At 69.5% G+C, this 17,754-nt stretch carries 17 protein-coding genes; 10 read left to right on the top strand and 7 right to left on the bottom strand.

Annotated features, from left to right (window positions below; translation table 11 throughout):
• Nucleotides 1–61 precede the first annotated feature (61 nt).
• The 5 genes from atpA (at nt 62) to OG331_RS17575 (ending at nt 5,141) form a co-directional block, all read left to right on the top strand.
• A complete protein-coding gene (atpA, locus tag OG331_RS17595; protein WP_362380519.1) occupies nt 62–1,651 on the top strand; it encodes a F0F1 ATP synthase subunit alpha in 1,590 nt (529 codons plus the stop codon).
• Between the two features lie 21 nt (nt 1,652–1,672).
• Nucleotides 1,673–2,590 carry a F0F1 ATP synthase subunit gamma gene (locus tag OG331_RS17590; RefSeq protein ID WP_406197204.1) on the top strand — a complete coding sequence of 306 codons (918 nt, stop codon included), beginning with the start codon at nt 1,673–1,675 and terminating at the stop codon, nt 2,588–2,590.
• Nucleotides 2,590–4,026: a F0F1 ATP synthase subunit beta gene (gene atpD / locus OG331_RS17585; RefSeq protein ID WP_406197202.1), complete on the top strand. Its 1,437-nt coding sequence runs from the start codon at nt 2,590–2,592 to the stop codon at nt 4,024–4,026. The genes OG331_RS17590 and atpD overlap by 1 nt, the downstream gene beginning before the upstream one ends.
• A 130-nt stretch (nt 4,027–4,156) precedes the next feature.
• Nucleotides 4,157–4,531: a F0F1 ATP synthase subunit epsilon gene (locus OG331_RS17580; protein WP_328879293.1), complete on the top strand. Its 375-nt coding sequence runs from the start codon at nt 4,157–4,159 to the stop codon at nt 4,529–4,531.
• A gap of 163 nt (nt 4,532–4,694) precedes the next feature.
• The gene (locus OG331_RS17575; RefSeq protein ID WP_062709764.1) at nt 4,695–5,141 is read left to right on the top strand and encodes a DUF2550 domain-containing protein; all 447 of its coding nucleotides are present in this window, start codon (nt 4,695–4,697) and stop codon (nt 5,139–5,141) included.
• 5 nt (nt 5,142–5,146) lie between these two features.
• On the opposite strand, the gene OG331_RS17570 is transcribed toward OG331_RS17575, so the two are convergent.
• The 3 genes from OG331_RS17570 to OG331_RS17560 form a co-directional block, all read right to left on the bottom strand.
• Nucleotides 5,147–6,967 carry a glycosyl hydrolase family 18 protein gene (locus tag OG331_RS17570; protein ID WP_406197199.1) on the bottom strand — a complete coding sequence of 607 codons (1,821 nt, stop codon included), beginning with the start codon at nt 6,965–6,967 and terminating at the stop codon, nt 5,147–5,149.
• Between the two features lie 124 nt (nt 6,968–7,091).
• Nucleotides 7,092–7,733, bottom strand: a complete 642-nt coding sequence (locus tag OG331_RS17565; RefSeq protein ID WP_362380516.1) for a response regulator transcription factor — start codon at nt 7,731–7,733, stop codon at nt 7,092–7,094.
• Nucleotides 7,730–8,980, bottom strand: a complete 1,251-nt coding sequence (locus OG331_RS17560; protein ID WP_406197195.1) for a sensor histidine kinase — start codon at nt 8,978–8,980, stop codon at nt 7,730–7,732. The genes OG331_RS17565 and OG331_RS17560 overlap by 4 nt, the downstream gene beginning before the upstream one ends.
• A gap of 89 nt (nt 8,981–9,069) precedes the next feature.
• On the opposite strand from OG331_RS17560, the gene OG331_RS17555 reads away from it, so the two are divergent.
• Complete coding sequence (locus tag OG331_RS17555; protein ID WP_406197192.1) at nt 9,070–9,654, top strand: hypothetical protein; 585 nt, start codon at nt 9,070–9,072, stop codon at nt 9,652–9,654.
• Nucleotides 9,655–9,658: 4 nt separating this feature from the next.
• On the opposite strand, the gene OG331_RS17550 is transcribed toward OG331_RS17555, so the two are convergent.
• Genes OG331_RS17550 through OG331_RS17540 form a run of 3 tightly spaced genes read right to left on the bottom strand, consistent with a single transcriptional unit; the run spans nt 9,659 to nt 11,787 of the window.
• Nucleotides 9,659–10,231: a cob(I)yrinic acid a,c-diamide adenosyltransferase gene (locus tag OG331_RS17550; protein WP_406197190.1), complete on the bottom strand. Its 573-nt coding sequence runs from the start codon at nt 10,229–10,231 to the stop codon at nt 9,659–9,661.
• A 13-nt stretch (nt 10,232–10,244) separates the two neighbouring features.
• Nucleotides 10,245–10,994, bottom strand: a complete 750-nt coding sequence (locus OG331_RS17545) for an ABC transporter permease (RefSeq protein ID WP_406197187.1) — start codon at nt 10,992–10,994, stop codon at nt 10,245–10,247.
• Between the two features lie 10 nt (nt 10,995–11,004).
• Entirely contained in the window at nt 11,005–11,787 is a 783-nt protein-coding gene (locus tag OG331_RS17540; RefSeq protein ID WP_406197185.1) for an ABC transporter ATP-binding protein, read from the bottom strand.
• A 79-nt stretch (nt 11,788–11,866) separates the two neighbouring features.
• Here OG331_RS17540 and OG331_RS17535 point away from each other — a divergent pair, with 79 nt between their 5' ends.
• From OG331_RS17535 to OG331_RS17520, 4 genes are all read left to right on the top strand, one after another.
• A complete protein-coding gene (locus OG331_RS17535) occupies nt 11,867–12,505 on the top strand; it encodes a TetR/AcrR family transcriptional regulator (protein ID WP_406197182.1) in 639 nt (212 codons plus the stop codon).
• Between the two features lie 139 nt (nt 12,506–12,644).
• The gene (locus OG331_RS17530; protein WP_406197180.1) at nt 12,645–13,493 is read left to right on the top strand and encodes a 3-hydroxyacyl-CoA dehydrogenase family protein; all 849 of its coding nucleotides are present in this window, start codon (nt 12,645–12,647) and stop codon (nt 13,491–13,493) included.
• A gap of 213 nt (nt 13,494–13,706) precedes the next feature.
• A complete protein-coding gene (locus OG331_RS17525) occupies nt 13,707–14,030 on the top strand; it encodes an STAS domain-containing protein (protein WP_030046661.1) in 324 nt (107 codons plus the stop codon).
• Between the two features lie 259 nt (nt 14,031–14,289).
• Nucleotides 14,290–16,869 (top strand): ATP-binding protein, encoded by a 2,580-nt coding sequence (locus tag OG331_RS17520; RefSeq protein ID WP_406197178.1) that lies wholly within the window; start codon nt 14,290–14,292, stop codon nt 16,867–16,869.
• Between the two features lie 79 nt (nt 16,870–16,948).
• Here OG331_RS17520 and nucS read toward each other — a convergent pair whose 3' ends face one another.
• A complete protein-coding gene (gene nucS, locus OG331_RS17515; protein WP_406197175.1) occupies nt 16,949–17,620 on the bottom strand; it encodes an endonuclease NucS in 672 nt (223 codons plus the stop codon).
• Nucleotides 17,621–17,754: the final 134 nt, after the last annotated feature.

Here is a 17,754-nt window from a genome sequence, read left to right as displayed (position 1 = left end):
GGGGAGTCCCCATCCCCCCAAAGTGAAACTTCGGGCCCAACAAGGAGAGCAGGGAACCCAGATGGCGGAGCTCACGATCCGGCCGGAGGAGATCCGGGACGCGCTGGAGAACTTCGTCCAGTCGTACAAGCCGGACGCGGCCTCGCGCGAGGAGGTCGGTACGGTCACCCTTGCCGGCGACGGCATCGCGAAGGTCGAGGGCCTGCCCTCGGCCATGGCCAACGAACTGCTGAAGTTCGAGGACGGCACCCTCGGCCTCGCGCTCAACCTGGAAGAGCGCGAGATCGGCGCCGTCGTCCTCGGTGAGTTCAGCGGCGTCGAGGAGGGTCAGCCGGTCTCCCGTACCGGTGAGGTCCTCTCCGTGGCCGTCGGTGAGGGCTACCTCGGCCGTGTCGTCGACCCGCTCGGCAACGCGATCGACGGCCTCGGCGAGATCGAGACGTCCGGCCGCCGCGCCCTGGAGCTTCAGGCTCCGGGCGTCATGGCCCGTAAGTCGGTGCACGAGCCGATGGAGACCGGCTACAAGGCCGTCGACGCGATGACCCCGATCGGCCGTGGCCAGCGTCAGCTGATCATCGGTGACCGCCAGACCGGCAAGACCGCCCTGGCCGTCGACACGATCATCAACCAGCGCGACAACTGGCGCACCGGCGACCCGAACAAGCAGGTCCGCTGCATCTACGTCGCCATCGGTCAGAAGGGCTCGACGATCGCGTCGGTCCGCCGCGCGCTGGAGGAGAACGGCGCGCTGGAGTACACGACCATCGTCGCCGCCCCGGCGTCCGACCCGGCCGGCTTCAAGTACCTGGCGCCGTACACCGGTTCGGCCATCGGCCAGCAGTGGATGTACGAGGGCAAGCACGTCCTCATCATCTTCGACGACCTCTCCAAGCAGGCCGACGCCTACCGCGCCGTGTCCCTGCTGCTGCGCCGCCCGCCGGGCCGTGAGGCCTACCCGGGTGACGTCTTCTACCTGCACTCCCGTCTGCTGGAGCGCTGCGCGAAGCTCTCCGACGACATGGGCGCCGGTTCGATGACGGGTCTGCCGATCGTCGAGACCAAGGCCAACGACGTCTCGGCGTTCATCCCGACCAACGTCATCTCCATCACCGACGGCCAGTGCTTCCTGGAGTCGGACCTGTTCAACGCCGGTCAGCGCCCCGCGCTGAACGTCGGTATCTCCGTCTCCCGAGTCGGTGGTTCCGCGCAGCACAAGGCGATGAAGCAGGTCTCTGGTCGTCTCCGTCTGGACCTGGCCCAGTACCGCGAGCTGGAGGCGTTCGCCGCCTTCGGTTCCGACCTGGACGCCGCGTCGAAGGCGCAGCTGGAGCGTGGTTCGCGTCTGGTCGAGCTGCTCAAGCAGGCTCAGTACCAGCCGATGGCCACCGAGGACCAGGTCGTCTCGGTCTGGGGTGCCACCACCGGCAAGATGGACGACGTTCCGGTCAACGACATCCGCCGCTTCGAGAAGGAGCTCCTGGAGTACCTGCACCGCAAGGAGCAGGGCCTCATGACCTCCATCAAGGAGGGCGGCAAGATGTCGGACGACACCCTCACCGCTGTTGCCGACGCGATCGCCGACTTCAAGAAGCAGTTCGAGACCTCGGACGGCAAGCTTCTCGGCGAGGACGCCCCGGCCGCCGCCAAGTGACGTAAGGAAGGGACCTGACTCATGGGAGCCCAGCTCCGGGTCTACAAGCGTCGCATCCGATCCGTCACCGCGACCAAGAAGATCACCAAGGCGATGGAGATGATCGCCGCCTCGCGTGTCGTCAAGGCGCAGCGCAAGGTGGCGGCCTCCACGCCGTACGCGACCGAGCTCACCCGCGCGGTCACGGCGGTCGGTACCGGCTCGAACACCAAGCACCCGCTGACCACGCAGGCCGAGACGGTCACGCGGTCCGCGGTGCTGCTCCTGACGAGCGACCGGGGTCTCGCCGGTGCCTTCAACTCGAACGCCATCAAGATCGCGGAGCAGCTGACCGCGCGTCTGGAGCGCGAGGGCCAGGAGGTCGAGATCTACATCGTCGGCCGCCGCGGTGTCGCCCACTACAACTTCCGTGAGCGCAAGATCGCGGAGTCGTGGAGCGGCTTCACCGACGAGCCGTCGTACGCGGACGCCAAGAAGGTCGCGGCTCCGCTGATCGAGGCGATCGAGAAGGACACGGCCGAGGGCGGCGTGGACGAACTCCACATCGTCTTCACCGAGTTCGTCTCGATGATGACGCAGACGTCGCTCGACGACCGTCTGCTGCCGCTCAGCCTCGAAGAGGTCGCGAAGGAGGCTGCCCCCAAGGGCGAGATCCTTCCGCTGTTCGACTTCGAGCCCTCGGCGGAGGACGTCCTCGACGCCCTGCTGCCGCGCTACGTGGAGAGCCGTATCTACAACGCGCTGCTCCAGTCGGCCGCCTCCAAGCACGCCGCCACGCGGCGGGCGATGAAGTCGGCCACCGACAACGCGGGAGAGCTCATCGAGACGCTCTCGCGGCTTGCCAACGCGGCCCGCCAGGCCGAAATCACCCAGGAAATCAGCGAGATCGTCGGTGGCTCCGCAGCCCTGGCCGACGCGACCGCGGGGAGTGACAGGTAATGACGACGACAGTTGAGACGGCCGTTGCCACGGGCCGCGTCGCCCGGGTCATCGGCCCGGTCGTCGACGTGGAATTCCCCGTCGACGCCATGCCGGAGATCTACAACGCCCTTCACGTCGAGGTGGCCGACCCGGCCAAGGACGGCGAGAAGAAGACGCTGACCCTGGAGGTCGCCCAGCACCTGGGTGACGGCCTGGTCCGCACGATCTCGATGCAGCCCACCGACGGTCTGGTCCGCCAGGCCCCGGTCACCGACACCGGTGCCTCCATCACGGTGCCCGTCGGCGACTTCACCAAGGGCAAGGTGTTCAACACCCTCGGTGAGGTGCTGAACGTCGACGAGAAGTACGACGGCGAGCGCTGGGGCATCCACCGCAAGGCGCCGAACTTCGACGAGCTCGAGTCGAAGACCGAGATGTTCGAGACCGGCGTCAAGGTCATCGACCTTCTCACCCCGTACGTCAAGGGTGGAAAGATCGGCCTGTTCGGCGGTGCCGGCGTCGGCAAGACGGTGCTCATCCAGGAGATGATCTACCGCGTCGCCAACAACCACGACGGTGTCTCCGTGTTCGCCGGTGTCGGCGAGCGCACCCGTGAGGGCAACGACCTCATCGAGGAGATGGCCGAGTCGGGCGTCATCGACAAGACCGCCCTGGTCTTCGGTCAGATGGACGAGCCCCCGGGCACCCGTCTGCGCGTCGCGCTGGCCGGCCTCACCATGGCCGAGTACTTCCGTGACGTCCAGAAGCAGGACGTGCTGTTCTTCATCGACAACATCTTCCGCTTCACGCAGGCCGGTTCCGAGGTCTCGACCCTGCTCGGCCGTATGCCCTCCGCGGTGGGCTACCAGCCGAACCTGGCCGACGAGATGGGTCTCCTCCAGGAGCGCATCACCTCGACCCGTGGTCACTCGATCACCTCGATGCAGGCGATCTACGTCCCCGCGGACGACCTGACCGACCCGGCCCCGGCCACCACGTTCGCCCACCTCGACGCGACGACGGTTCTGTCCCGTCCGATCTCCGAGAAGGGCATCTACCCGGCCGTGGACCCGCTGGACTCCACGTCCCGCATCCTGGACCCGCGCTACATCGCGGCGGACCACTACAACACCGCGATGCGCGTCAAGGGGATCCTGCAGAAGTACAAGGACCTCCAGGACATCATCGCCATCCTCGGCATCGACGAGCTCGGCGAGGAGGACAAGCTGGTCGTCCAGCGTGCCCGCCGTGTCGAGCGCTTCCTGTCCCAGAACACCCACGTCGCCAAGCAGTTCACCGGCGTGGACGGTTCGGACGTGCCGCTGGACGAGTCGATCATCGCGTTCAACGCGATCATCGACGGTGACTTCGACCACTTCCCGGAGCAGGCCTTCTTCCTCTGCGGTGGTATCGAGGACCTGAAGAAGAACGCGAAGGAGCTGGGCGTCTCCTGACGCACCGGTTCTTGTGAGCCATTGAGCTCTGATGAGGGGGCGGGGGTTCGTCCCGCCCCCTCATCCACGCCTACTAGACTTGTAACCAACACCCGGCAGAACCCGCCGGGTGGTGACCCGAGGAGCCACCTTGGCTGCTGAGCTGCACGTCGCGCTGGTCGCCGCCGACCGTGAGGTCTGGTCGGGCCAGGCCACCCTGGTCGTCGCGCGCACCACGTCCGGCGACATCGGCGTCATGCCCGGTCACCAGCCGCTGCTCGGTGTGCTGGAGTCGGGCCCGGTGACCATCCGTACGAGTGAAGGTGGAACCGTCATCGCCGCGGTGCACGGCGGTTTCATCTCCTTCGCCGACGACAAGCTGTCGCTGCTGGCCGAGATCGCCGAGCTGTCGGACGAGATCGATGTCCAGCGCGCGGAGCGGGCGCTGGAGCGCGCGCAGTCCGACGACGACGCCTCCGCCGAGCGCCGCGCGGAGGTCCGTCTGCGGGCGGCGACGGCGCGCTGACCCCTGGAGGTACCTCCCGGGCCCTTTAGGCTCTGGAGGGAGCGCACGCGATGACGTCACTCAGCCGCGGCTGGGACCGGAGCAATCCGGTGCCGGTCGCGGCTGAGGCAGATATGGAAGTTTTTTCCGTTCCGTTACCTAGGAGACGAGGAGGTCGGTGTCGATGGTCCTCGCTCTGACTGTGTGCGGAATCGTCGTCGCCCTCGTGGTGCTGGGGTTGTTCGTCTTCGGCCTGCGCCGAAGGCTCATCCAGCGCTCGGGCGGCACGTTCGACTGTTCCCTGCGCTGGGACGTGCCGGAGAAACCCGACACCAGCGGCAAGGGCTGGAGCTACGGCGTCGCCCGCTACAACGGCGACCGCATCGAGTGGTACCGCGTCTTCTCCTACGCCTATCGCCCGCGCCGCATCCTGGAGCGCTCCGCCATCGAGGTGGCCGGCCGCCGGGTACCCGACGGCGAGGAGGAACTGGCGCTGCTCTCCGACGCGGTGATCCTCACCTGCCTCCATCGGGGCACGCGCCTCGAACTGGCCATGAGCGAAGACGCGCTGACCGGATTTCTCGCGTGGCTGGAAGCAGCCCCGCCCGGTCAGCGCGTCAATGTTGCTTAACGGGCCTACTTCAGCCCGCTGTTGATGGCGGTCACCAGCTCACCGTTGCCGGTGTCGCCGCTGAACTCCCAGAAGAACGCACCGCCGAGGCCCTGGTTCTTGGCCCAGGTCATCTTTCCGGCGATGGTCGACGGGGTGTCGTAGGACCACCAGTTGTTGCCGCAGTGCGCGTAGGCGGTGCCGGCGATGGTGCCGTTCGCCGGGCAGGAGTTCTTGAGGACCTTGTAGTCCTCGATGCCCGCCTCGTAGGTGCCGGGGGCCGCGCCGGTCGCCGAGCCGCCGGGGGCGGACTGGGTGACGCCGGTCCAGCCGCGGCCGTAGAAGCCGATGCCGAGCAGCAGCTTGGCGGACGGGACGCCCTTCGACTTCAGCTTGGCGATCGCGTCGGCGGAGTTGAAGCCCGCCTGCGGGATGCCGGCGTACGAGGTGAGCGGCGAGTGCGGGGCGGTCGGACCGTCCGCGTCGAAGGCGCCGAAGTAGTCGTACGTCATCACGTTGTACCAGTCGAGGTACTGGGAGGCGCCGCCGTAGTCGGCCGCGTCGATCTTGCCGCCGTTGGAGCCGTCGGCGGTGATGGCCGCGGTGACCAGGTAGTTCGAGCCGAACTCGGTGCGCAGGGCGGACATCAGGTTCTTGAACGCGGCAGGTCCTGAGGTGTCGCAGGTCAGGCCGCAGGCGTTCGGGTACTCCCAGTCGATGTCGATGCCGTCGAAGACGTCGGCCCAGCGCGGGTCCTCCACGACGGCCTTGCAGGACTTGGCGAACGCCGCCGCGTTGGCCGCCGCCTGGCCGAAGCCGCCGGAGTAGGTCCAGCCGCCGAACGAGTACAGCACCTTGATGTGCGGGTACTTGGCCTTCAGCTGGCGCAGCTGGTTGAAGTTGCCGCGCAGTGGCTGGTCCCAGGTGTCTGCGGTGCCGCTGACGGACTGGTCGGCGGTGTAGGCCTTGTCGTAGGCGGCGTAGGTGTCGTCGACGGTGCACTGACCGTTCTTGACGTTGCCGAACGCGTAGTTGATGTGGGTGATCTTCGAGGCGGAGCCCGAGGTCACCAGGTTCTTGACGTGGTAGTTGCGGCCGTAGACGCCCCACTCGGTGAAGTACCCGAGGTTGATCTTCGCGCCGGGGTTCGGGTCGGTGCCGCCGCCGGTGGTGCGCACCGCGCGGGCGCCGCTTGCCGGACCGGTCTGGTCGGCGGTGTCGCGGGCCTGGACGGTGTAGGAGTAGTCGGTGCCGGCGGTCAGGCCGCTGTCGGTGTACGACGTGCCCGTCGCCGTCGCGACCTTGGTGCCGTCGCGCAGGACGTCGTAGTTCTTGATGCCCTTGTCGTCGGTGGCGGCCGACCAGGTCAGCTTCACCGAGGTGTTGGTGATGTCGGAGGCGCTGGGCGTCCCGGGGGCGGACGGCGGGTTGTCGCCGGGGACGCTGCCGCCGTCACAACTGCCGCCGTTGAGCTTGCAGTTGGCGGGGGAGCCGGTGCCGCTGCCGTTGAAGCCGAAGGTGACGGAGGCGCCGGGGGCGAGGGAGCCGTTCCAGGACTTGTTCTTGGCGGTCCAGTGAGTGCCGGAGGAGGTGACGTCGGCGTCCCAGGCGGAGGTGACGGACGTGCCGGAGGGGAAGTCCCACTCGACGGTCCAGGAGCTGACGGCGGTCGTGCCGGTGTTCTTCACCGTCCACTTGCCCTCGAAGCCGGAGCCCCAGTCCTGGGTCTTGGCGTAGGTGGCGGTGGCGGACGTGGCGGCTTCGGCCGGGCTCGCGAGGCCGACCAGACCGGCCAGCGGGAGCAGCAGGGTCGCGAACCCTGCCATGGCTCTGTGTCTGAAGCGCATGCTGCGCCTCCTTGGTGGGGAGTCACGGGGCGCGACTGAGCCTCACGCCCTCTCATGGTGCGGTGAGAATAGAAAGGTCTGGACCACCGGTCAATAGGTCTGGACCAGTTCCGAGGCATAAACCTCAGATGCCCAACTCCTGTGCCAATACGGCCGCTTGGACCCGGCTGCGCAACTCCAGTTTCCCCAGCAATCGGCTGACATGTGTCTTAACGGTCGCCTCGGCCATGTCGAGCCGGGACGCGATGTCGGCGTTGGACAGGCCCTCGCCCAGGCAGGACAGCACCTCGCGCTCGCGCCGGGTGAGGCTGTCCAGGACGGACAGGTCGGCCGTCGGCTCCCGTACCGGCTTCGCGGCGAACTCCGAGATCAGGCGCCGGGTGACGGCCGGGGCGATGAGGCCCTCGCCGCGCGCCACCGTACGTACCGCCTCCAGCAGGTCCTTGGCGTCGGTGTTCTTGAGCAGGAACCCGGACGCGCCCGCCCGCAGCGCCCCGAACACGTACTCGTCCAGGTCGAAGGTGGTCAGCACGAGCACGTCGGCCAGCCGCTCGGCGACGACCTGCCGGGTCGCCGACACCCCGTCCAGGCGTGGCATCTGTACGTCCATCAGCACCAGGTCGGGCCGCAGTTCGCGGGCCAGGGCCACCGCCTGCTCACCGTCCGCCGCCTCGCCGACCACGTCGATGTCGGGCGCGCTGCGCAGGATGAGGACCAGCCCGGCGCGGACGGCGGACTGGTCCTCGGCGACGAGCACGCGGATCATGCGGGGTCTCCTTCGACGGTGTCGGTGACGGGGAGGGCGGCGCGTACGGCCCAGACCTTGCCGTCGGGCGAGTCCTCGGGGCCGGCCTCGAAGGTGCCGTCCAGCAGCGCGACGCGTTCCCGCATGCCGACCAGACCGGCGCCGGAGCCGGGGGCGCGCGGGCCGTCACGGTCGCCGTACGGGCTGGTCACGGTGACGGTGAGCGAGCCGTCCCGGCGGGCGAGGGACACGACGACCCGGCCCGGCCCGGCGTGCTTGAGGGCGTTGGTCAGCGACTCCTGAACGATGCGGTAGGCGGCGAGTTCGACGGGGGTGGGGACGGTGCCGGGGGCAGCGTCGAGGTGGACGTCGAGGCCGTTGGTGCGGGCGCCCTCGACCAGTGCGTCCAGGCCGTCGAGCGTGGGGGCGGCGACCGGCTCGGTGTCGCCGCTGGAGTCGCGCAGGATGCCGATGAGCCGGCGCATCTCGGCGAGGCCCTCGACGCTGTTCTCGCGAATGACCGTCAGGGCGTCCCGGGAGGTCTTCGGGTCGTCGAGGGAGAGCGCGGCCGTCGAGTGGATGGCGATGGCGGAGAGGTGGTTGGCGACCATGTCGTGCAACTCGCGTGCCATGCGCGAGCGTTCCGAGGTCACGGCCTGGGCGCGGTCCATCTCGGCGAGCAGCGCGGTCTGTTCGGCGCGCAGCCGGGCGGCCTCGGCGGCGTCACGGTGGTTGCGCACGATCCAGCCCGTGGCGGCGGGACCGTACGCCACGACTCCGACGACCACGCCGATCAGCAGGGCCTCCGGTTTGCGCCACACCGCGAACGGCACCAGTGTCGCGGCCACCGTGAGCAGGCCGGTGATCCACTGGATGCGGCGGGCCGAGGCGAGCGGGCCGTACAGCACGGCCGCGTAGACGATGTCGGTGAACATCAGGACCGTCGCCAGATTGCCCTGCGTCACGACGTCCGCGCAGATCGCGACCGAGCCGGTCAGCAGGGCTGTGCGCGGGGCCGCCCGGCGCAGCAGCTCGCAGCAGGACATGACGCCGAGCGGCACCAGGATGGGCCAGGGGCCGTCGAAGAGCGTGATCGGGTCGTCCGCGGGCCGGGTGCCCAGGCCGATGCCCACCAGCAGCAGGCCGCCGAGCAGCCCGCCGACAGCGATGTACACGTCGAAGCGGCGCGGGCGGGGGAGGAGCATGGCTCCATCCAACACGGTGCGCGCGGTCCGCGCCTGATTCCCGGGAAGGGTCCTGGACTGCATCTTTCGATGTACCGCGAGTTCGTCAGTGGCGACGACGAAAGCGCCCTGTCCCGACGGGAGCCTGGAAGGGTGACCGAAGGGAGCAAGTTGTGATCGTCGCCCTCATCATCGCCTGCGAGGTCGGCTTCTGGGTGCTGCTGGCCCTGGGCCTGTCCGTCCGCTATCTGCTGAAGTGGCGCCGCACGAGCGTGGTGCTGCTTCTGTGCGAGCCGGTGCTGGAGCTCGTCCTGTTCGTCGCCACGGCGATCGACCTGAAGAACGGCGCCGAGCCGGGCTGGGAGCACGGCCTGGCCGCGATCTACATCGGCTACACCGTGGCGTACGGCCACTACACGATCCGCTGGCTGGACGGCCACGCCGCCCATCGCCTGGCCGGCGCCCCGCGCCCGCCCAAGCCTCCGCAGTACGGCATGGCAAGGGCCCGGCACGAGGGAGGCCTGTGGCTGCGGACGCTGCTCGCCGCGACGGTGGCCTGTGCGCTCCTCCAGGGCGCGGTCTGGTACGTCGGGGACGGCGACACCTCGTCCCTGCGGTCCTTCCAGTGGGTGGCACTGCGCGCCGCCGGCATCCACGGCCTGGTCGCGCTGGCCTACCTGATCTGGCCCAAGCAGCCCAAGGGTGAGACAGCGTCGGCCGACCACTTCGCCGCGCCGAAGGAGAAGGCCCGCCGGTGAACTCCTAGCGCTCCCCGCCCGGCACCCACAGCACGTCCCCGACCTCCTTGTTCGCCGTCCTGGCGAGGATGAACAGGAGGTCGGACAGGCGGTTCAGATAGGTCGCCGTCAGCGGGTTCATCACCTCGCCGTGGACCTCCAGTGCCGCCCACGTCGAGCGCTCGGCACGGCGTACGACCGTGCAGGCCTGGTGCAGCAGGGCCGCACCCGGTGTGCCGCCCGGCAGGATGAAGGACCGCAGCTTCTCCAACTGCTCGTTGAAGTGGTCGCAGTCGGCTTCCAGCTTGTCGATGTAGAACTGCTCGACCCGCAGGGGCGGGAACTCCGGGTTCTCCACCACCGGGGTCGACAGGTCCGCGCCCACGTCGAACAGGTCGTTCTGCACACGGGTGAGGACCTTGACGACCTCCTCGTCGAGCCCGCCCAGCACGATGGCTGTGCCGAGCACCGCATTGGCCTCGTTGGCGTCGGCGTACGCCGAGATCCGCAGATCGGTCTTGGCGGTCCGGCTCATGTCGCCGAGGGCGGTGGTGCCCTGGTCGCCGGTCCTGGTGTAGATGCGCGTCAGATTGACCATGTGGCCAGCGTAGTTACGCTCCGGCGGTTCGGAACACGCGTGTGCCGACCGTCACGGCCAGTCCGGCGAAGGCGACGGCGACCAGGACGCCGTACAGCATGGGCGTTGTCGCGTAGGAGCCGACGTACGCGTCGCGCACGGCGTCCACCAGATAGCGGAACGGTACGAAGTGCGACAGCACGTCCAGCCACGTCGGCCCCAGCGTCATCGGCAGCATCAGGCCCGACAGCAGCATCATCGGCATCGTCATGGCGTTGATCGCCGGGCCGAACTCCTGCGGGGTGCGGACCTTCATGGCGAGCGCGTACGACAGCGAGGCCAGCGACACCGTCAGCAGTCCGACGAACGCGAATCCGATCAGCACGCCGGGCAGGGGTGCCCTCAGGCCCATCACCAGCGCCGCGAGTACCAGCAGCACCGCCTGGAAGACGAACACCGTGGCATCGCGCAGCACCCGGCCGAGCAGCAGGGCAAGTCGGCTGACGGGCGTCACCCGCATCCGCTCCACCACCCCCTGACTCTTCTCGATGATGACCGAGAATCCGGCGAACGACGCTCCGAACAAACCGAGTTGGAGCAGCAGCCCGGGGACGAGAACCTGCCATGAACTCCCCTCCCCGCCCAGCGGCAGATCCGTCAGCAGTGGGCCGAAGAACAGCAGGTACAGCAGCGGCATCAGCACGCCGAAGAGCAGGGCGAAGCGGGAGCGCAGGGACTGACGGAGATAGCGGCCGTAGATGAGGGCCGTGTCGTGCAGCAGCATCAGAGGGGTCCTATACGGCTACGGGGGCGGCGTCGGCCGGGGCGGGACCGCGGCCGGTGATGGCGAGGAACGTGTCCTGGAGGCTCGCGTCGATCGAGCCGCCGTACTGCAGCTTCAGCGCGGTCGGCGTGCCCTCGGCCACGACCACGCCCCGGTCGACGACGACCAGGCGGTCGGAGAGGGCGTCGGCCTCGTCGAGGTAGTGGGTGGTCAGGAACACCGTCGTGCCGTGCTCGTCGCGCAGGCGCCGGATCAGGGCCCACAGGTCGGCGCGGCTGCCGGGGTCCAGGCCGGTCGTCGGCTCGTCGAGGAACAGGACCTTCGGGCGGTGCGTGAGCGCCAGCGCGATGTCGAGGCGCCGCCGCTGGCCGCCGGAGAGGGCGCCCGCCTTGCGCTCCAGCAGGTCGGTCAGGTCCAGGTCGCGCGCCAACTCCTCGGCGCGCTCGGTCGCTTGCGGCTTCGTCAGGCGGTACAGCCGGCCCTGGGTGACCAGCTCCTCCCGCACGCTGATCTGCGGGTCGACCCCGCCCGACTGGGCCACGTAACCGCACGCCCGCCGCACTCCGGCGGGGTCGGTCGCGAGATCGCAGCCCGCCACGGTGGCCGCGCCCCCGGTGGGCGCCAGCAGGGTCGTCAGCATCCGCAGGGTCGTCGTCTTGCCGGCCCCGTTCGGGCCCAGGAAGCCGAGGATCTCGCCCTCGCGGACGGTCAGGTCGATGCCGCGCACGGCCTCGACCGGGCCGAGTTTCGTCTGGAAGGTACGGGCCAGTCCGGCCGTACTGATGATGGGCATGGCCCCAGAAAAACAGAGTCTCTTAAATTTTGCAATGGCCCCAAAGTTTCAGAAAGCCCAGCGAAGTTAGGATGGAGTCATGGCTGAAGGGCTCAGGGAGCGGAAGAAGCGCGAGACGAGGCAGCGGCTCTCGGACATCGCCACCGGGCTGTTCCTGGAGCACGGGTTCCTGACGGTGACCATCGCGGACGTGGCGGAGGCCGCCGATGTCTCCGTGAACACCGTCTACAACTACTTCCCGGCGAAGGAGGACCTCTTCTTCGACCGCTCCGCCGGCGTCGTCGAACAGCTCTCCCGCTGGGTGCGCGGCCGCGACGAAGGGGAGTCGGCCGCCCGGGCCGTGCTGCGTGAAATGCGTGCCGAGGTCGAGTCGGTCTCGCCGCGGATCGGCCTCCTGGAGGGCTACGACCGCTTCATGCGCGTCATCCACGAGGCGCCGCCGCTGCGCTCCCGGCTGTGGAGCCTCCAGCAGGAGATCCTCGACCACCTCGAAGCGACCCTGCGCGAGGAGGCCGGTGCGGCGGACGGCGACCCGCTCCCCGGGCTGATCGCGGGTCAGATCTCCTGGATTCACGGCACCGTCTTCGTCGCCGTCGGCCGCGAGATGCTCAAGGGGCGCAATCCGGACGAAGTGTCACGAGAGATGCTGGTCCTTCTCGACGACATGGAGGAGCTGTTGAGCGAGAAGGTGCTCAACTACGCCGTCCGTGGCGCGTAATGGCCCGTGCCGGTGTGATGTCCGTCAAGTGAGACGTGACTCGCGTTACTAACCGGTCACACAGTCCCTCACGAGCGCTAAGGTCCGCCGAAGAGCAACCTAAACAGGGTGTAAGGCGTTTCAAAGGGGAGTCGCAACAGTGGCACGGAAGCTTGCCGTCATCGGCGCCGGCTTGATGGGTTCCGGGATCGCTCAGGTCTCCGCTCAGGCGGGCTGGGACGTGGTCCTGCGTGACGTCACCGACGAGGCGTTGAAGCGCGGCACCGACGGCATCAAGGCGTCGTACGACAAGTTCGTCAGCAAGGGCAAGCTGGAGGCGCACGACGCCGACGCCGCCCTGGCCCGTATCACCGCGACCACCGACCTGGACGCCGCCGCGGACGCGGACATCGTCGTCGAGGCCGTCTTCGAGAAGCTCGAAGTCAAGCACGAGATCTTCCGCGCCCTCGACAAGATCGTGCGCGAGGACGCCGTGCTCGCCTCCAACACCTCCGCCATCCCGATCACCAAGATCGCGGCCGCCACCGAGCGCCCCGAGCGGGTCGTGGGTGTGCACTTCTTCTCGCCGGTCCCGATGATGCAGCTGTGCGAGCTGGTCCGCGGTTACAAGACGAGCGACGAAACCCTCGCCACCGCGCGCGAGTTCGCCGAGTCGGTCGGCAAGACCTGCATCGTTGTCAACCGGGATGTCGCCGGTTTCGTGACGACCCGCCTCATCTCGGCGCTCGTCGTCGAGGCCGCCAAGCTCTACGAGTCGGGCGTCGCCACCGCCGAGGACATCGACCTCGCCTGCAAGCTGGGCTTCGGTCACGCCATGGGCCCCCTCGCCACGGCCGACCTCACCGGCGTCGACATCCTGCTGCACGCCACCGGCAACATCTACACCGAGTCCCAGGACGAGAAGTTCGCCCCGCCGGAGCTGATGCGCCGGATGGTGGACGCGGGTGACATCGGCCGCAAGAGCGGGCAAGGCTTCTACAGCTACTGAGCTTTCGTAAAGCACCGCACAGCCCCTGCGCGCATCACGCGATGGGGTGAATTCGGTATCGGTTCGCTTACAGACGGCAACCTCAGGCCGCTTAACGCAGTCAGAGGTTGCATCACCGGCCACAGCGAAGACTCACAGCAAGCACAGGCACAGATACAGGCACAGGCAACAGGCAACGCATCGCGGAGCACGACGCACGCTTGGGGAGCGCATATGCACATCAGGGGCGACCACGCCGAACTGGTCGTCGGGGGCGTCCTCGACGTCCGCAGCGCGGCGGACGCCCGTACGGTCCTGCACTCGGCCGTCGACGATGGAGTCGGCGATCTGGTGCTGGACCTGTCCGAGCTGGATTCCTGGGACGCCACCGGACTCGGGGTGATCATGGGAGCCCACCGGCGGGCCGGCCGCTGCGGCCGGCGCCTGGTGCTGCGCGGCGTACCGCCGCAGATGCAGCGCCTGCTGGTGGCCACCCGGCTGCACCGGATCCTGGCGATCGAGGGCGGCATCGGGGTGGAGTCCCTGCCTCGGGTGTGACGCCCGGCACGGGTGGGGCGGGACAGCCGGACGTTCCGGTTGCGAATCGTACGTCGCGAACAATTCTCACGAGACTGTGATGTCTCGGGCGGCGCGGTACCCCGACCTGTCGTAGATACTGTGCGAAGGTTTAGGGTTCGGCTGCCCGCTGCCTAGACAAACCCCTTCGAGCGGGCCCGGACCAGAAGCGACAGCGCGGTGTGCAAAGGCCGGGAGGGGCCGCCGACGCACACGAGACGCTTTTGGGGGGCTTGAACCGATGGACCCGAACACCCGGGGACCCGAGGAGTACGGCCATGACGGCGACGGCCAGTCGTCCCGCCAGCGCCCGCCCAGGGATCCCCTCACACCCGACTTCGGACAGCACTCGCCCGCACTGGCCCGCACGGTGCAGCTGGTCTCGGGCGACTTCCTGCTCACCGTCAACCCCGTCGACGGCAGCGAGATCGAGGTCTGCCCGCCGGCCGAGCGGCCCGCGCGGCCCGAGAAGCTGACCCCGGCCGAGCGCGCCGAGGTCGACCGCGCCGCCAGACCGCCCGTCCCGCCCGGACCGACCCGTCCCGCCCAGCCGCTCCTGGCCCGCCAGGACGAGCGCGAACAGCTGGTACGGATGCTGGCCCGCGGCCGCTCCGTACGCCTGGTCGGCTCGCCGGGCGCCGGCCGCACCAGCCTCCTCGACCTCGTCGCCGAGGACTGCGAGGACCTCGCCCCCGACGGCGTGGTCCGCCTCACCGGCTACCGCCGCCCGCCCGCCGATCTGCTGTACGAGCTCTTCTACTCCGTCTACGGCGCACCCCTGCACCGTCCGGATCAGGACGAACTGCTCGGCTTCGTGCGTGAGATCGGCGCGGTCGTCGTCCTGGACGACATCGAGTTCGGCGGCGCCGTGCTCGACGAGCTGCTGGACGCGACCCCCGAGTGCGCGTTCCTGCTCGGCGCCACGCCCGACGTGCCCGCCCCGTCCACCGAGTCCGGCATCGAGGAGGTCGCCCTCAGCGGCCTTGAGCGCGCCGACAGCGTGGAGCTGCTGGAGCGCCAGGTCGGCCGGGTCCTCACCGAGGACGAGGCGAACTGGGCGGGCGACCTGTGGTTCGAGTCGGAGGGTCTGCCGCTGCGGTTCGTCCAGGCCGGAGCCCTGCTGCGGCAGCGGGACCGGCTGCGGGCCGGCGCGGACGCCGTCGACGAGTACGGCGTCTTCGAGGACGCGCCGCCGGTCGACGCCCCGTTCGACGGGCACGTCGACGGGCCGTTCGGCACCGAGAGCGGCGGCGTGGAGACACCCCTGCCGTCGCTCGGCGAGGCGGCAGGACCCGCTCCGCTGCTCGCCTCACGGCTCAGCGCCTCGGCCCGCGCCACCCTGAAGTTCGCCGTCGCGCTCGGCGGCGAGGTGCCGCACCAGGCGCATCTGCCGGCCCTGGTCGGCGACACCCACGCGGACGCCGCCCTCGGCGAGCTGACCGACTGCGGGCTGGTCACGCCGGTCGGCTCCCGCTACCGCCTCGCCGCCGGAGTGCAGGCCCAGCTGGAGGCCGCCGGATACACCGAGGACGTCCGGGAGAGCGCCCTCACCGCCGTGCAGCACTACACCTGGTGGGCCGGGCACCCCTCGGTCACGCCGGAGCGTGTCGCCGCCGAGGCGGACGCCGTGCTCGCCGCCCTCGCGGTGCTCGTGCCGGGCACCACACCGCCCGCCGAGGGTGAGGAGAGCCCGACCGTGCAGCTGGCCCGCACGGCGGCGCCCGCGTTCGCGGCGGGGCTGTGCTGGAGTGCCTGGGAGCGTGCCCTGCGGGCCGGTGCCGAGGCCGCACGCCTGGCCGGTGACGTCACCGAACAGGCCTATTTCCACCACGAGCTGGGCGTCCTCGCGCTCTGCGGCGGCCAGCTGGACCGGGCCCGCGCCGAGCTGGAGACCTCCATCGGCCTGCGCGGCGCCCTCGCCGACAAGCGCGGCACGGTCGCGGGCCGCCGCGCCCTCGCCCTGGTCTCGGACCGCTCCGGTACGACGCCGGGAGTGGCCGCGTTCGGCGCGACGGCGGGCGAGGAGGTGCCGGACGCGCGGTACGAGGAGTCGCAGTCGCCGCCGGGAGGCGTACCGGCCGCATTCCTTCCCGCCGGCGACGCCACGACCCTGGTCACGCACCGCGCCACGTCGGTGTCCCCGTCGTCCCCGGCCGCGCACAAGGGCCGCGGCGGCGTCCGGGGCTTCGCGCGTCGCAACCTCGTCGCGGCCGGCGCGGGCGCGATGCTCGTCGCCGTGCTCGGCACGGTGGTGACGCTCGGCGCCACGTCCGACAACGACCCCGACGGCCCGGCCACCCAGGTCGGCCCCAACCCGTCCGCCAGCCAGGGCGTCGGCGACGACAGCCTCGGCGCCGACAAGGCGGAGGGCGACGACGGGGAGGGCTCCGGCGACACGGGCACGCCCACCCGCAGCCCGACCGACCCGGGCCCCGACGGGACGTACGGCACCTCGGACGACCCGACGCCGACCGACGATGCGACGGACCCGTCGGACGACCCGAGCGGCACGCAGAAGCCGGGCGGCGGTCCGTCGAACTCGCCGACCAAGCCTCCGTCGTCGACGCCGAAGCCGCCGACCTCGCCCAAGCCCACCGAGACGGAGACCGAGGACCCGACGGACCCGCCGACCGAGGAGCCCACCGACCCGCCGACCGAGGAGCCGACGGACCCGCCGACCTCGCCGACGGACACCCCGACCAGCTCGACGTCGGCCAGCGGCCCGGCCTCCTCCAGCCCGACGGAGACCACCAGCTCGGCATCCGCTCCGCAGAGCACGGACGAGGGCTCGCCCAGCGGCGGCTCAGACTCCCTGATCTGACGCTCGCTTCAGGACAAGAGGGCCGGGTCCATCATCAGGACCCGGCCCTCTTCGTCGTACAACTGCCAAGAACGGCGCGTCAGAACAACCGCAGCTTGTCGTCCTCGATGCCCCGCATCGCGTCGTAGTCCAGTACATGGCAGCCGATGCCGCGGTCCGTCGCCAGGACCCGGGCCTGCGGCTTGATCTCCTGGGCCGCGAAGATGCCGCGGACCGGCGCGAGATGGGGATCCCGGTTCAACAGCTCCAGATAGCGCGTGAGTTGCTCCACGCCGTCGATCTCGCCGCGCCGCTTGATCTCCACCGCGACGGTCTGGCCCTCGGCGTCCCGGCACAGGATGTCGACCGGGCCGATGGCGGTCATGTACTCGCGCCGGATGAGCGTGTAGCCCTCGCCGAGGATCTCGATGCGGTCGGCGAGGAGCTCCTGGAGGTGCGCTTCCACGCCGTCCTTGATCAGGCCGGGGTCCACGCCCAGTTCGTGCGAGGAGTCATGGAGGACTTCCTCCATCGTGATGATCAGCTTCTCGCCCGCTTTGTTGATGACCGTCCAGATGTCCTTCTGCTCGCCGTCACCCTCCTTCAGGGTGCAGGGCGGCGACATCCAGTTCAGGGGCTTGTAGGCCCGGTCGTCCGCGTGGATCGAGACGCTGCCGTCCGCCTTGACCAGGATCAGACGGGGCGCCGAGGGCAGGTGGGCGGTGAGCCGGCCCGCGTAGTCGACGGAGCATCGGGCAATGACGAGACGCATGGTCCGCAACGCTACTCGACGGGCCGGTGTCGACGCGATTCGCCCTGGGGGAGTCCGTAAGACCCCGGACTGCCCCTGTTCATTTCTGGCCGATTGTGCGCCTAACGAGGACCGCCCATGTACGCATTCTCCTG

The sequence above is a fragment of the Streptomyces sp. NBC_01017 genome (assembly GCF_045162795.1).
GTDB classification, from domain to species: Bacteria; Actinomycetota; Actinomycetes; order Streptomycetales; family Streptomycetaceae; genus Streptomyces; species Streptomyces machairae.
The sequence above is the reverse complement of the archived record's forward strand: the minus strand, read 5'-3'. Positions and strand labels throughout refer to the sequence as shown.